Source organism: Streptomyces sp. NPDC005955, assembly GCF_042871255.1.
GTDB lineage: Bacteria > Actinomycetota > Actinomycetes > Streptomycetales > Streptomycetaceae > Streptomyces.
The window spans coordinates 106,971-120,617 of record NZ_JBIAIF010000004.1; the positions used below are offsets into that span (position 1 = coordinate 106,971).

At 71.4% G+C, this 13,647-nt stretch carries 10 protein-coding genes; 1 reads left to right on the forward strand and 9 read right to left on the reverse strand.

The window, feature by feature from the left end:
* Nucleotides 1-36: 36 nt before the first annotated feature.
* The 9 genes from ACFYOU_RS12225 to ACFYOU_RS12265 all read right to left on the reverse strand — a co-directional run bounded on the left by ACFYOU_RS12225 (nucleotide 37) and on the right by ACFYOU_RS12265 (nucleotide 12,394).
* Nucleotides 37-1,026, reverse strand: coding sequence for an alpha-ketoacid dehydrogenase subunit beta (locus ACFYOU_RS12225; RefSeq protein ID WP_385496384.1), 990 nt, complete (start codon nucleotides 1,024-1,026; stop codon nucleotides 37-39).
* Nucleotides 1,023-2,093, reverse strand: a complete 1,071-nt coding sequence (locus tag ACFYOU_RS12230; RefSeq protein ID WP_389771371.1) for a thiamine pyrophosphate-dependent dehydrogenase E1 component subunit alpha — start codon at nucleotides 2,091-2,093, stop codon at nucleotides 1,023-1,025. The genes ACFYOU_RS12225 and ACFYOU_RS12230 overlap by 4 nt, the downstream gene beginning before the upstream one ends.
* 61 nt (nucleotides 2,094-2,154) lie before the next feature.
* Nucleotides 2,155-3,426: a M24 family metallopeptidase gene (locus tag ACFYOU_RS12235; RefSeq protein WP_387008541.1), complete on the reverse strand. Its 1,272-nt coding sequence runs from the start codon at nucleotides 3,424-3,426 to the stop codon at nucleotides 2,155-2,157.
* A 41-nt stretch (nucleotides 3,427-3,467) separates the two neighbouring features.
* The gene (locus ACFYOU_RS12240) at nucleotides 3,468-4,511 is read right to left on the reverse strand and encodes an ABC transporter ATP-binding protein (protein ID WP_389771368.1); all 1,044 of its coding nucleotides are present in this window, start codon (nucleotides 4,509-4,511) and stop codon (nucleotides 3,468-3,470) included.
* Nucleotides 4,508-6,538 carry an oligopeptide/dipeptide ABC transporter ATP-binding protein gene (locus ACFYOU_RS12245; protein WP_391305126.1) on the reverse strand — a complete coding sequence of 677 codons (2,031 nt, stop codon included), beginning with the start codon at nucleotides 6,536-6,538 and terminating at the stop codon, nucleotides 4,508-4,510. The genes ACFYOU_RS12240 and ACFYOU_RS12245 overlap by 4 nt, the downstream gene beginning before the upstream one ends.
* Nucleotides 6,535-7,479, reverse strand: coding sequence for an ABC transporter permease (locus ACFYOU_RS12250; RefSeq protein ID WP_387008535.1), 945 nt, complete (start codon nucleotides 7,477-7,479; stop codon nucleotides 6,535-6,537). Before ACFYOU_RS12250 ends, ACFYOU_RS12245 begins: the two co-directional genes overlap by 4 nt.
* A complete protein-coding gene (locus tag ACFYOU_RS12255) occupies nucleotides 7,476-8,882 on the reverse strand; it encodes an amidohydrolase family protein (RefSeq protein WP_389771362.1) in 1,407 nt (468 codons plus the stop codon). Before ACFYOU_RS12255 ends, ACFYOU_RS12250 begins: the two co-directional genes overlap by 4 nt.
* A complete protein-coding gene (locus tag ACFYOU_RS12260; RefSeq protein ID WP_389771360.1) occupies nucleotides 8,875-10,569 on the reverse strand; it encodes an amidohydrolase in 1,695 nt (564 codons plus the stop codon). Before ACFYOU_RS12260 ends, ACFYOU_RS12255 begins: the two co-directional genes overlap by 8 nt.
* 319 nt (nucleotides 10,570-10,888) lie before the next feature.
* Nucleotides 10,889-12,394 carry an ABC transporter substrate-binding protein gene (locus ACFYOU_RS12265; protein WP_391305129.1) on the reverse strand — a complete coding sequence of 502 codons (1,506 nt, stop codon included), beginning with the start codon at nucleotides 12,392-12,394 and terminating at the stop codon, nucleotides 10,889-10,891.
* Between the two features lie 346 nt (nucleotides 12,395-12,740).
* On the opposite strand from ACFYOU_RS12265, the gene ACFYOU_RS12270 reads away from it, so the two are divergent.
* Nucleotides 12,741-13,499 carry a cupin domain-containing protein gene (locus ACFYOU_RS12270; RefSeq protein ID WP_391305130.1) on the forward strand — a complete coding sequence of 253 codons (759 nt, stop codon included), beginning with the start codon at nucleotides 12,741-12,743 and terminating at the stop codon, nucleotides 13,497-13,499.
* Nucleotides 13,500-13,647 lie beyond the last annotated feature (148 nt).

Sequence of the window (13,647 nt, forward strand, 5' to 3'; positions counted from 1 at the left end):
TCCGGGTGCCGTCCGGATCTTCGGGGGCGGGCGGGTTCAGGCGCCCATGGCCGCGCCGATGGTGGTGACGATCCGCTCCACCGAGGGAATCGCCAGGTCCTCCAGGGCGTCCGCCGACGGGAGCGGGATGTGCGGGGTGGTGATCCGCACGGGCGCTCCGGTGAGGGCGTCCCAGCACTCCTCGGTCGCCAGCGACACGATCTCCGCTCCCCAGCCGCACAGCCGGGGGTTCTCCTCGACGGTGAACAGCCGCCCGGTGCGGGAGGCGTGGCCGAGGATGGTCGGGGTGTCCAGCGGGACGAGGCTGCGGACGTCGATGACGGCACAGTCGAGGCCGCGTTCGGCGTGCAGGCGTTCGGCGGCGGCGAGTGCCTTGGGCACCATCGCGGCGAGCGCGACGATGGTGGCGTCGGTCCCCTCGCGCCGGACGACGGCCCGGCCCAGTTCCTCGACGATCTCACCGTCGTCGAGGTCGGGGACCTCCTCCTTCATGGAGTACAGCGCCTTGTGGTTGAAGAAGATCACCGGGTCGTCGTCGCGGACGGCCGCGGCCATCAGTCCGACGACGTCGCGGGCGGTGGCCGGGGCGACGACCTTCAGACCGGGGATCGCCATCGCCCAGTTCTCGATGGACTGGGAGTGCTGGGCGCCGAAGCGCAGTCCGGCCCCGTTGCCGCACTGGATCACCAGCGGGAAGGAGACCTGCCCGTCGGACATGTAGCGGGACTTGGAGATCTCGTTGGCGACCAGGTCCCAGCAGACCGCGAAGAAGTCGCTGTACATGATCTCGGCGATGGGGCGCAGCCCGGTCATCGCGGCGCCCATGGCGGCGCCCAGGATGGCCTGTTCGCTGATCGGGGTGTCGCGCACCCGCAGCGGACCGAACTCCTCCAGGAGCCCCGCCGTCGTCTTGAACACGCCGCCCGCGGCGGCGACGTCCTCACCGAGGAACACCACCCGCTCGTCGCGGCGCATCTCCTGGGCGATGCCGTGGGCGACGGCCTTGCGATAGGTCAGTACGGTCACGGGACCAGACCCCCTCCGTGCTCGGTGGGCGACGGGGTGCGCCACGCGTGGCCCCCGTCGCTCCAGACGTTGGTGTACAGCCGGGACAGGTCCGGCCAGGCACCGCCCTTGGCCTCTTCGGTGGCCGCGTCGACCTGTGCCAGGGCCTCGGCGTCGATGGCGTCGAGGACGGCCGGGTCGATGCCCCGGCCGGTGAGCCGCTCCCGGTAGGTGACCAGCGGGTCCTTGTCCAGCCAGGCACGGACCTCGCCGGGGTCGCGGTACTTCGCGGGATCGGCCCGGGAGTGGCCGCCGTGCCGGTAGGTGACGGCCTCGATCAGTGCGGGTCCGCCCCCCGCGCGGGCCCGTTCGATCGCGGCGCGCGCGGTGAGGTGGACCTCGTCGGGGTCGTTGCCGTCGATGACGACGGACGGCAGTCCGTACGCGGGTGCCCGGTCGGCCGCCGGGTTGTCGACGGCGGTGACGCTGTCGATGCGGGTGTACTCCATGTACAGGTTGTTCTCGCACACGAAGACGATCGGCAGGTTCCAGATGGCGGCGAAGTTCAGGGCCTCGTGGAACGCGCCGATGTTGGTGGCGCCGTCACCGAAGAAGCAGACGGTGACCTGGTCGCTGCCCCGGTACTGGGCCGACCAGGCGGCGCCGTTGGCGATGACGAGTTGGGCGCCGATGATGGCGTACGAGCCGAGGATGCCGCGCTCGGCGTCGATGAGGTGCATCGATCCGCCCTTGCCGTGCATCAGGCCGTTGTCCCGGCCCAGGAGTTCGGCCATCAGCGGGGCGAGCGGGGTGCCGCGGGCCACCAGGTGGTTGTGGCCGCGGTAGGTGATGAAGGAGTAGTCGTCGGTGCGCATCGCGGCGGCGACGCCGGCGGCGACGGCCTCCTGACCGATGCCCAGGTGGGTGGTGCCCTTGACCAGGTTCTGGAGGAACAGGTCGTACGCCCGCTTCTCGAACTTCCGGGCGGTGGACATGATCCGGTACAGGTCGAGGGAGGTGTCCTCGGGGACCTCGCCGGTCACGGGTCCCGTGACCGGCGGGTGCGCGGAGTGGGTATCGACGGACATGGTCCGCACCTTTCTCCCGGCGGTCGCCGGGGCCGCACGCGGCGGCCCCGGCGCCGTCGGCTCAGTACTGGTTGGCGATGAACAGTTCGTCGGCGGGGAACCGGGTGAGGATCTCGACGCCGTTCGCGGTGACGACGACCTCCTCCTCGATCCGGGCGGCCGAGACGCCGTCCGTGGCCGGGCAGTAGGTCTCCAGGGCGAAGACCATGCCCTCCTCGATGAGCATCGGGCTCTCCAACGAGGTGAGGCGGCTGATGATGGGCCGCTCGTGCAGGGCGAGCCCGAGGCCGTGGCCGAAGAGCAGGCCGAAGGCGGTCTTCTCGTCCTGGACGCCGATCTCCTCGGCGGTGGGCCACAGCCGGGCGACGTCCGCGGTGGACACCCCGGGCTTGATCGCGTCGATGGCGACGTCCATCCACTCGCGCGCCCGGGTGTAGGCGTCGCGCTGGACGGTGGTGGCCCGGCCCACGTTGAACGTGCGGTAGTAGCAGGTCCGGTAGCCGTTGTAGGAGTGCATGATGTCGAAGAACGCCTGGTCGCCCGGGCGGATGATGCGGTCGGAGAAGTTGTGCGGGTGCGGGTTGCAGCGCTCGCCGGACACCGCGTTGATGGACTCGACGTCGTCGGAACCCATCTCGTACAGGCGCTTGTTGGCGAGGGCGACGATCTCGTTCTCGCGCACCCCGGGCTTCAGCGCCTCGGTGATGTCGTGGTAGACGCCGTCGACCATGGCGGCGGCCATCGACAGCAGGGTGATCTCGTCGCGGTTCTTGATCTGCCGGGCGTCCAGCATGGTCTGCTGGCCGTCGCGGACGTCGAGGCCCTGGCGGGTGAGCTCGGTGTGCATCGGCAGGTCGAGCAGGTCGACGCCGATGGGCATCCCGGCGACTCCGGCGGCGGCGAGCCGGTCCTTGATCTCGGCGACCGCGCGGGCCATCAGGTCGGCGTCCGGCGGAACCGCGCCCCGCATGGTCGTCCAGGACGACAGGCAGTTCTCCGGCTTCATCCAGGGCGCGTACATCCGGTTGTGGACGGCCGCCGAGCCGAAGTCCCACAGGATCAGTTCGCCGGTACGGGTGTAGAGGGCGTACCGGGAGAGCTTCTCCCGGGTCCACTCGCCGATCGAGATGCCGGTGAGGTAGCGGATGTTGTTGTTGTCGAACACCAGGACCGCGCCGAGCTCGCTGGCCTCCAGGGCCTGCTGGATGCGGGACAGCCGGTAGGAGCGCAGCCGCTCGAAGTTGATCCGCTCCTCGAAGTCCACGAGGGAGTGACCGTGGGCGGGGGCGATGGGGAGGGCCGGGGTCGGCGGGAGGGCGGGGGCGGTGCTCATGTGGTCTCCAAGGTCGGGGTGACGAGGGGGGGGCACGGTGGTCAGGGGGCCGCCACGCGCACCGGTTCGGCGTGGTGACAGGCCGCCAGGGACGCGGTGCCGGTGAGCTGTAGCAGTTCGGGCTGCTCGGTGCGGCACAGGTCGTCGGCGCGCGGGCAGCGGGGGTGGAAGGCGCAGCCCGGGGGTGGTGCGAGGGGGCTGGGCAGTTCGGCATCGGTGGCGAGTTCGCGGCGGCGGGCCGATCGGGCCCGCTGTCGTTCCGGGTCCGCGAGGAGGGTGGACGCCAGGAGGGTCTGGGTGTAGGGGTGCGTCGGGGTCCGGTACACCTGCTCGGCGGGCCCCGACTCGGCGAGGCGCCCCAGGTAGAGCACCCCGATCTCGTCGCTCATGTGCCGCACGACCTCCAGGTCGTGGGCGATGAACAGATAGCTGACGCCCAGGTCGCGTTGGAGTTCCTTGAGCAGGTTGATGACCTGGCTCTGGGTGGAGACGTCCAGGGCGCTGACGGGTTCGTCGCAGACGATCAGCCGCGGTCGGGTGGCCAGGGCCCGGGCGATGGCGACCCGTTGGCGCTGTCCGCCGGAGAGTTCGTGCGGGTAGCGCTGGGCGTGGTAGCCGGAGAGTCCGACCCGGTCGAGGGAGCCGGCGATCTCCCGGTTGCGTTCGACGGCCGTCAGTCGCCGGTGCCGGGTGAGGGCCTGCCCGAGGGTGACGGCGATGGTCTGGCGGGGGTTCAGCGAGGACAGCGGGTCCTGGAACACCACCTGGACGTCCCGGTTGAAGGACGGCGGGGTGCGGCGGCCGAACGCGGCCGTGTCCTGTCCGTCGAAGACGATCCGTCCCTCGGAGACCGGGGCGAGGCGCAGGATGGCCCGGCCGATGCTGCTCTTGCCGGAGCCGGACTCCCCCACCAGGCCGAGCGTCCTGCCGGCGCCGATGGTGAAGCTGACGTCCCGTACGGCGGTGAGCAGGGTGGGGCGTCCGGTGAGTCCCCGACCGAGCTGGTAGCGCACGGTGAGGTGTTCGACGCTGAGCAGCGGCGGGGCCGCGGCCGGCGTGGCGGGGGCGGGGGTCCGGTCGTTCATCGGGCACCTGCCAGGTGGAGTTCGGAGGCCCGCAGACAGCGCACCCCGTCGATGTCGATCGGGACGGGCGTGGTGCGGCAGCTGTCGGTGGCGTAGGAGCAGCGCGGGTTGAAGCGGCAGCCCCGGGGCCAGTCCCAGGCCGGGGGGACCCGGCCGGGGATGGTGGCGAGCGGCTCGTCGCCCGCCCCGTGGTGCGGCACGGCGGCCAGTAGCGCCTCGGTGTAGGGGTGCCGGGGCTGGGTGAACGCGTCGCGCACGGTGCGCTGTTCGGCGATCTGTCCGGCGTACATGACGGCGATGCGGTCGCAGCTGTCGGCGACGACACCGAGGTCGTGGGTGATCAGGAGCAGGGACATGGACAGGCGTTCGCGCAGGGAGACGAGCAGGTCGAGGACCTGGGCCTGGATGGTGACGTCGAGGGCGGTGGTGGGCTCGTCCGCGATGAGCAGTTCCGGGTCGCAGGCGAGGGCTCCGGCGATGACGACGCGTTGCGCCATGCCTCCGGAGAACTGGTGCGGGTAGTCCTTGAGTCGTTCCCGGGGGGCCGGGACCCCGACCAGGTTGAGGAGTTCCGCGGCCCGTTCGGTGGCCTGGGCGCGGGTCAGGTCGCTGTGGGCGCGGATGGCGTCCGTGAGCTGGCGTCCGACGGTGTGCACCGGGGAGAGCGCGGAGCCGGGGTCCTGGAAGACCATGCCGATCCGTCCGCCGCGCACCCGGCGCAGCTTCTCGCCGCCGAGTCCGGCGAGTTCGGTGTCCTGGAGCCGGATGGAGCCGTCGGCGACCGTGACGCCCCTGGGCAGCAGTCCCAGGATCGCCGAGGCGGTGATGGACTTGCCGCACCCGGATTCGCCGACCAGGCCGAAGGTCTCCCCGCGGTTGATGTGGAAGGAGACGTCGGAGACGAGTTGGGCGCCGCCGGGGTCGGTGACGGTGAGCCCGTCGATCCGCAGCAGGGCATCGGCGGGGGCGGGCTCCGGCCCCGGGGCGACGAGGCGTACGGGAGCCTTGGTGAGCGGAACGGACGGGGCGGCGGTGTCGGGGGCCGGGGCGCTCGGGGCGTCGGCCGCGGGGCGTGCCGGGTCCGCGACGAGGTCGGCCACCACGGCGGGGCCGGTGGGGTCGCCGGGGCCCGTCGCGGTGGGCTCGGCGGGGGCCGTCGCGGGCTGGTGCGGCCGGGCCGCCCCCGCCGACCGGGGCGATCCGGCGTCCCGCAGGCCGTCTCCCAGCAGGTTGAAGACCAGCACGCTCAGGGTGATCGCGGCGCCGGGCAGGATCGCGAGCAGCGGGTGCTCGGCGACGTGCTGGCGGGAGGCGTCGAGCATGGCGCCCCAGCTCACGGCGGTGGTGTCGACGCCGACGCCGAGGAAGCTGAGCGTGGCTTCGATGAGCAGCGCCGTGCCCAGTGCGATGGACGCCTGCACGATCAGCGGGGGTGACACGTTCGGCAGGATCTGGCGGAACATCACCGAGGCGGGGCGCAGTCCGAGGACGCGGGCGGCGTCCACGTACAGCTTCTCCCGTTCGGCGAGGACGACCGCCCGGGTGATGCGCATGAAGCTGACGGCGAAGATCAGGCCGACGGCGAGCATCGCGTTGGTGAGGCCGTTGCCGAGCACCGCGACCAGGGCGAGGGCGAGGAGCAGGGCCGGGATGGACTGCATGACGTCGGCGATGCGCATGCCGATCCGGTCCCACCAGCCGCCGCGGTAGCCGACGAAGATGCCGAGGCCGACGCCGAGGACGAGGCCGATGGCGACGGACTCGCCGGAGGCCAGGAGCGCGGTGCGGGTCCCGTAGATCAGCCGGGAGAGGCTGTCGCGGCCGAGGTCGTCGGTGCCGAGCAGGTGATCGGCGCTCGGGCCCTGGAGCTTGTCGGCGACGCTCAGTTCGTTGGGGCCGTACGGGGCGATGAGGGGTGCGGCGAGGGCGATGGCGATCTGGAGGCCGAGGAAGGCCAGGCAGATCAGGGTGACGGGCTGGCGGAGCAGGCGCTGAAGGGTTCCGGCCCGGGCCTGGTGGGTGCTCATTGGGGCCTCACCTTCGGGTTGATCACGCCGTACAGGACGTCCGCGCCCAGGTTGACGAGCAGGACGATGACCGCGACCAGGACGATGGAGCCCTGGAGCACCGGGTAGTCGGCGCGTACGACGCTGTCGATGAGCAGGGTGCCGAGGCCCGGTACCGCGAAGATGCGTTCGATGACGAAGCTCGCGGCGACCAGGACGGACATCTGGATGGCGATGACCGCGAGGACCGGGACCATGGCGTTCTTGGTGGCGTACCGCAGGATGATGGTGCGGCGGCGGATGCCCCGGGCCAACAGCGTCTGGACGTACGGGGACTCCAGGGACTCGATCATGGCGCTGCGGGTCTGGCGGGCGATGACGGCCGCGGTGTGCGAGCCGAGGGCGAGGGCGGGCAGGATCATGCCCTGGGCCCAGGCGACCGGGTCGTCGGTGAGTGCGGTGTACCCGACGACCGGGAGCCAGCCGAGGTTCACCGCGAACACCAGGACCAGCAGCATGGCGAGCCAGAAGCTGGGGATGGCGAGGCCGAGGGCGACGACGGTGGTCAGCAGCCGGTCGGCGACGGTGCCGGGGCGCAGCGCGCCGAGCACTCCGAGGGGGACGCCGACGGCGAGGGCGATGACCATGCCCGCGACGGCCAGCGACAGGGTGATGCCGATGCCTGCGCCGATCGATTCGGAGACCGGGACGCTGGTGTACAGCGAGGCGCCGAGGTCGCCGCCGAGCGCGCCGCCGAGCCAGTCCGCGTACTGTTCGAACAGGGGGCGGTCCAGGCCGAGTTGCGCGGTCATGGCGGCCTTGTCGGCGGCCGGGGCGCCCTCGCCGAGGATCTGCGCCACCGGGTCGGTGGGCGTCAGGTGGACCAGGGTGAAGACGAAGGCCGACACCAGCAGCAGCGTGGGGAGCGCGGACAGCAGCCGGCGCAGGATGAACTTGCTCACCGGACCGGTCCCAGGTCCGGCACTGGCCCGCCGTGCGCGGCGGCCTCGGCGAAGACCCGCTCGCGGACCCGGCGGGTCGCCGCTCCCGCTTCGGTGGGGTCCAGGTCGGTGAGGCGGCCGTCGCGCTTGCGGATGCGACCGCCGACGACGACGGTGTCCACGTCGCGCGGGGTGGTCTGGAGGACCACGTGCGCGGCGGGGTCGCCGAGGGCGACGCCGTACGGCTCGGTGTCGATGAGCACGATGTCGGCGAGCCGTCCGGGGGTGAGGCGTCCCAGGTCGTCGCCGAGGCCGAGCGCGGCGGCGGCGTTGACGGTGGCGTACGCCAGGATGTCGCGGGGCTGGACGAGGGGGACGCCGGGGTGGCGCTCCAGCGGCCAGCGGCCCGCCTCGCGTTCGGTGGTGGCGTCGACGTTGCGCATCAGCAGGTAGGTGAGGCGCATGGCGGCGAACAGGTCGATGGAGACCCGGGCGTGGGTGTCGATGCCGAGGCTGGGGCTGGCGCCGGCGCGGTGGGCGCGGTTGAGGATGGTCATGGACCGTCCGCCGCCGAACTCCCCTTCGGGGGTGAAGGAGATGCCGCCGCCGCAGCGCGCGAGGAGCGCCAGTTCTCCGTCGTCGGCGCTGTTGGCGTGTGCGGGGACGATGTCGGAGTCGAGGAGTCCGGCCTCGTGGAGGGCGCGGATCTGGCCGGGCGGGTTCTGGTGGACGCTCATCCGCAGGCCGAGCTCGCGGGCGAGGGCGACCTCCTTGGTGATGCGGTCCATGGACCCGTACTCGATGGAGCCGAGGGCCATGCCGACCCGGAGGAGGCCGTCGCCGCCGGTGTTCACCTCCTCGTGGAGGCGGCGGACGTGGTCGAGGCGCCAGGCGTGGTCCTCGGGCGGGGCGCCGAAGCTGCCCAACATGCCGTAGGCGAACAGGGCCCGCTGACCGGTGGCGCGGTGGGCGCGCAGTCCGGCTTCGGCCCCCTCGGGTGACATGACGTTGTGGCAGAAGTCGAGGACACCGGTGACCCCGGCGTCGAGCATCTGGACGGTGCCCGAGAAGGTGGCGTCGTAGATGTCCTCGGGGCGGAAGTGCTCGCGGAGGTAGAAGACCTGGGACTGGTAGTCGTCGCCGGTCCAGCCGTGCGCGTAGAGGCCCTTGAGGGGGGTCTGCCAGGCGTGCATGTGGGTGTCGATGAGGCCGGGGACGGCGATCATGCCGCGGGCCTGGACGACCTCGGTGTCGGCGCTCACCCGGTCGTCGAGGTCGGGTCCGACGGCGGTGATGCGGTCACCGGTGACGAGGATGTCGCCGGTGGTGAGGTCGCCGAGCTCGGGGTCCATGGTGAGGACGGTGGCGCCCTTGATCAGCAGGGTGCGCTCGGCGGTGGTGCGGGTGTCGGTGGTCTCAGGCACGGCTGACTCCCTGCGTGACGGGGGCGGCGACGGGCAGTTCGGCGAAGGGCCCGGCGGTGTGCACGATCCGGCCGCCGACGAGGGTGAGGACGGACTCGATGCGGGGGATGACGTCCTCGTCGACGGTGAAGTAGTCGTCGGTGAGGACGGCGAGGTCGGCGAGGAGACCGGGTTCCAGGCGGCCCCGTTCGTCCTCCTCGAAGCTGAACCAGGTGCCGGCCGCGGTGTAGCCGCGCAGCGCTTCCTCGCGGGTGAGCAGGTGCCGGGCGTCGAGGGTGGCGTTGCCGGTGACGGTGCGGCCGTTGAGGAACCAGGCGAGGGTGGCGAACGGGTTGTAGGAGGCGACGCGCATCGCGTCCGAACCGAGTCCGAGGGGGATGCCGCGTTCCAGCAGGGTGCGCAGCGGGGGCGCCTCGGCGACGGTGTCGGCGCCCCAGGCGGTCAGGGCCTCGTCGCCCTGGAAGCGGAACAGGCCCTGGGCGAGGACGCCGGCGCCGAGGGCGGCGATCCGGTCGACGTCGACGGGGCGCAGGGGCTCGGCGTGCACGAGGGACCAGCGCAGTGCGCTGATGTCGTGGGCGGCGTGCACGTCCTCCCAGGCGCTGAGGACGGCGTCGATGGTCTCGTGGTGGTGGGCGTGGGTGTGGACGGTCCACCGGTTGCGGGCGAGGTCGGTGAACATCTCCCGCAGTTGGCGCCGGACGTCGTCGTCGATGACCACGGGGTGGGCGATCTTGTCGACGGTGCGGTACAGGGCGACCTCGCCGGAGCCGATCACCCGGAGCATGCCGTCGCCGACGTCGAGCGGGGTGAAGCGCAGGTACCCGGCGAGTTCTTCCTGCTCGGTGCCGGCGCGCGAGGCGTGCACGGCGAGTCGGCTGCGCACGGTCAGCAGGCCGCGGCGCCAGGTCTCGCGGATGGCGGGGTAGGCGTCGGGTCCGCTGTTGAAGCCGCCGCCGTCGATGGCTCCGGTGATGCCGAGGCGGTTCAGCTCGCGGGACATCTCGGCGGTGGAGGCGATCTGCTCCTCCAGGTCGGGGCTCGGCATGCGCCGGTAGAACCACTCCATCAGCGGGGTGCCGTTGACCTTGCCGGTCAGTGCGCCGTCGGCGTCGGTCTCGAAGGCGGCCGGGTCGAAGCCCTCCTCGCCGAGTTGCCGCACGAGGTCGTGGTCGACGCCCAGGGCCCGCATCGCCGCGGTGTTGAGGACGGCCCAGTCGTAGAGGAACTGGACGTAGACCGGGTTGTCGGGCGCTGCGGCGTCGAGCTCGGCGCGGCTGGGGCCGCGGTTCTCGGGGAACTGGGCGGGGTGCCAGCCGCCGATCACGCGGATCCAGCTTCCTTCGGGGCGCTCGCCCACGCGGCGGGTGAGGGCGTTGAGGCCGCTGGCCAGGGAGTGCTCGTCCTCCCAGCGGACCTCGTCGCGCCAGGTGCGTCCGGCGCGCACGATGTGGACGTGGGAGTCGATGAGCCCGGGGACGACGCGGCGGCCTGCGAGGTCCACCACGGTGGTGGTGGGTCCCACGAGGTCCTTGATCTCCCGTGTGGTGCCGATCGCCGAGATCCGCTCGCCGGTGACGGCGACGGCTTCCACCTCGGCGCTGTGGTCGTCCGCGGACATGGTGGTCACGCGTCCGTTCAGCAGCACCAGATCGGGGTGCGCCGTGGAAGTCGGTGTGCTGCTCATGGGTGGTTTCTCCATCCGGGGTGTACGGAGGGTGTGGCGGGACGCCACGTACGACGGAGTGCGCAGGGGGGTGGCGTGGGGCTCCGGTGCCTCGGGCGACGACGGCCGTGGGGAGGCGGGACCGGGGTGGGGGGAGAGCGTGCTCCCGGCGGTGGTGCGGGTGGGGCGGAGCGGACGCGGTGGAGGCCGCGGGGCTCGGAGGCGGACCGGTGGGCTGCGGGCGCACACGGTCCTGGCGTACCGCTCCGGTGGACGGCGCTCCCGTGGTTGCGGGTGCCGTGGTCCGGCGCGGGTGGGGCGCAGGGCTGCGGGGTGGGCGTCAGCCCACGACCTGGGCCTCCTTGTAGCGGAACACCGCTACGTCGTTCGTGGTGGAGACGATGTTGTCGACCTTCTTGGGGTTGTACGCCCAGAAGCCCGAGTAGTCGAAGTAACCGCAGTCCAGTGCCTCGTCGTTCACGATCCTGGACATCTTCTTCCAGGCCGCGTCCTGCTCCTCGGGCGTCTTCGCGGCGAGTCCCTCCTCGGCCGCGGCGGTGAGTTCGGGGTACTCGACCTTCAGCGGGTTGCCCGGGGCGTCGGGGGCGAACTTGCGGTTGTAGTAGTCGTACGCGCCCGAGCGGGATCCGTCGGAGAGGATCGCGGCCGGGTACTTGCCGTTCTGGTAGGTGCTCAGGAACTGCGGGAAGTTGGGCAGTTCCAGCTTGACGTCCACACCGATCTTGGACATCTGGCTGCGGAAGAGTTCGGCGATGGTGCGCTGGGTGTCATAGCTGATCAGGGTGAACGACTTCTTCGCGTCGTCGACCTCGGACATCAGCTGCTTCGCCTTGTCCAGGTCGAAGGGGTAGCCCTTCAGCGACGGGTCGTGGCCGGGCTGGCCCTCCGGGAAGCGCTGGAGGTGGGTCTTGCCCTTGCCGCCGAGTGCCGCGTCGATGTAGTCCTGCGGGTTCGAGGCGTGGCAGATGGCCTGGCGGAACTTCTTGTCCTTGAAGACGCCGTCGACGTCGTACATCTGGAGGTGCCAGAGCACGGACGGGAACCAGGTGGACTTGAGTCCCTCCTTGTCCGCGCGGGCGGCGAGCGGGGGCGTGGTCCACACGACGTCGAGTTGGCCCGCGCGCAGGGCGTTGTAGAGGCTGTCCGGGTCGTTGATCTGGGTGATCTCGACGCGGGCGGGGCCCACGGACTTCTTGTCGTAGTACTTGTCGAAGGCGGTGGCGACGGTGCGCAGCCCCTTCGTGGACGACTTGGGGTCGAAGACCCAGGGACCGGTGCCGGCCGCCTTGGTCTTCCAGGTGCCGTCGGCCAGCGCCTTGGGCGAGACCATGAACATCCCGAGCCTGGCGAGGTTGTTGACCAGGCTGGGGGCCGGTTCCTTCAGGTCGATCCGGACGTGGGTGGCGTCCACGGCGGTGATCTTCTTGATGGCGACGAGCTGACTGCGGTACTGGCTCGGGGAGTTCTGGATGCGCTCCAGGTTCTTGACGACGGCGGCGGCGTCGAAGGGCGTGCCGTCGTGGAAGACGACCCCGGAGCGGAGGGTGAAGTCGATGCGGAGCTGCGACTCCTTCCACTCGGTGGCCAACTGGGGCTTCAGGGTGTAGCCGTCGGCGGCCACGCTGATCAGCGGTTCGTAGACCAGCGAACTGAACGTGCTGTTCTGCTTGTTGACCGTGTCCCAGTCGTCGAACTGCTGGTTGGTGCCGATGCGCAGGGTGCCGCTCGGTCCGTCGCCCGACTTCTTCGGGGTGCTGGTGCCGGTGGTGGAACCGGTTCCGCCCGAGCAGGCGGTGAGGGTGACGGCGAGGGCGATGGTCAGCACGGTGCCACCGAGCCGAGCGCCCCTGGTTCTTGCTCCGGAGCGGGGAGCCCGCCCCCCGGGGGTGGACTGTCCGTTGTCGTTCACAGCGAGAACCTCCACACAGGTCTGTGTGCCCGTTCACAGCAGGGCTTGTGCGCTATAGTGCACGCCTCGTGCAGTGAGCTTGTCAAGGGTTAAACCAAACTCGGTGGAGATCGGGTTCTCTGCCGGGTTTCTCCCGGAGAACAGGTGACAACCGTGCAGCCTGTCACGCATGCTGTACATCGGTGCACACGCCTTAGGGCCTGCATGTACACGACGATTCGGGCGCGGCCGACCGATCGCCCCCACGACAGCAGGAGCCGCCATGAAGCCAGCGGGGGGAAGTCCAGGACTCGGAGCGCGACTGAGGAAGGTCCGCTCGGAACGCGGTCTGTCCCTGCGCGAGCTGGGCAGGCTGGCGGGGTGTTCGGCCAGCCTCATCTCCCAGGTCGAGCGGGGGCAGACGGCCCCCTCGGCGGGCGTGATCTACGGGATCGCGAACGCGCTCGACATCTCCCTCGACTACCTGTTCGGTGTCGGCGAGGACAGTACGGCCTCCACCGCCGCCCGCCGCGCCGAAGAGCAACGGAGCGTGACACCGGAACACGCGGTGCCGTGGTTCGCCGCGGCGGGCCAGCGGGCGGCCCCCGCCCTGGACACCGCCGAGGGGGCCGGCGGTCGGGTTCCCGCGCCGGCCGGCGCCGGCGACCACGGCGACGAGGCGCTCTCGGTCCTGCCCGACGAGCCGGTGGTGCAGCGTCGGGGCCGCCGCCGCACCATCGACCTGGCGAGCGGGGTCCGCTGGGAGCGCCTCACCCCGCAACAGGACGCCCGGGTGGACTTCCTGGAGGTCGTCTACCAGCCCTTCGGTCGCTCCACCGACACCCACGCCTCCATCCGGCACGACGGGCGCGAGTACCAACTCGTCCTGCACGGGACCCTGCACGCCGACATCGGCTTCGAGACGTACGTGCTGGAGGCGGGCGACTCGCTCGCCTTCGACTCGGCGACCCCGCACCAGTACCGCAACATGACCGACGAAGAGGTCCGGGTCATCTCGGTCGTCATCCACCACACCGCCTGAACCACCGGCGGTCCCGCCCGCCCCGGGCCGGACCGTGACGGCGACGGCCCACGAGCCGTCGCACCGGTGCGTCCCCCGGGGCGTGCGGGCCCGGGGGGACGCACCGGCCCTCAACTCCCTTCCCCGCACGGGGTGGTGGGGCCGTTCG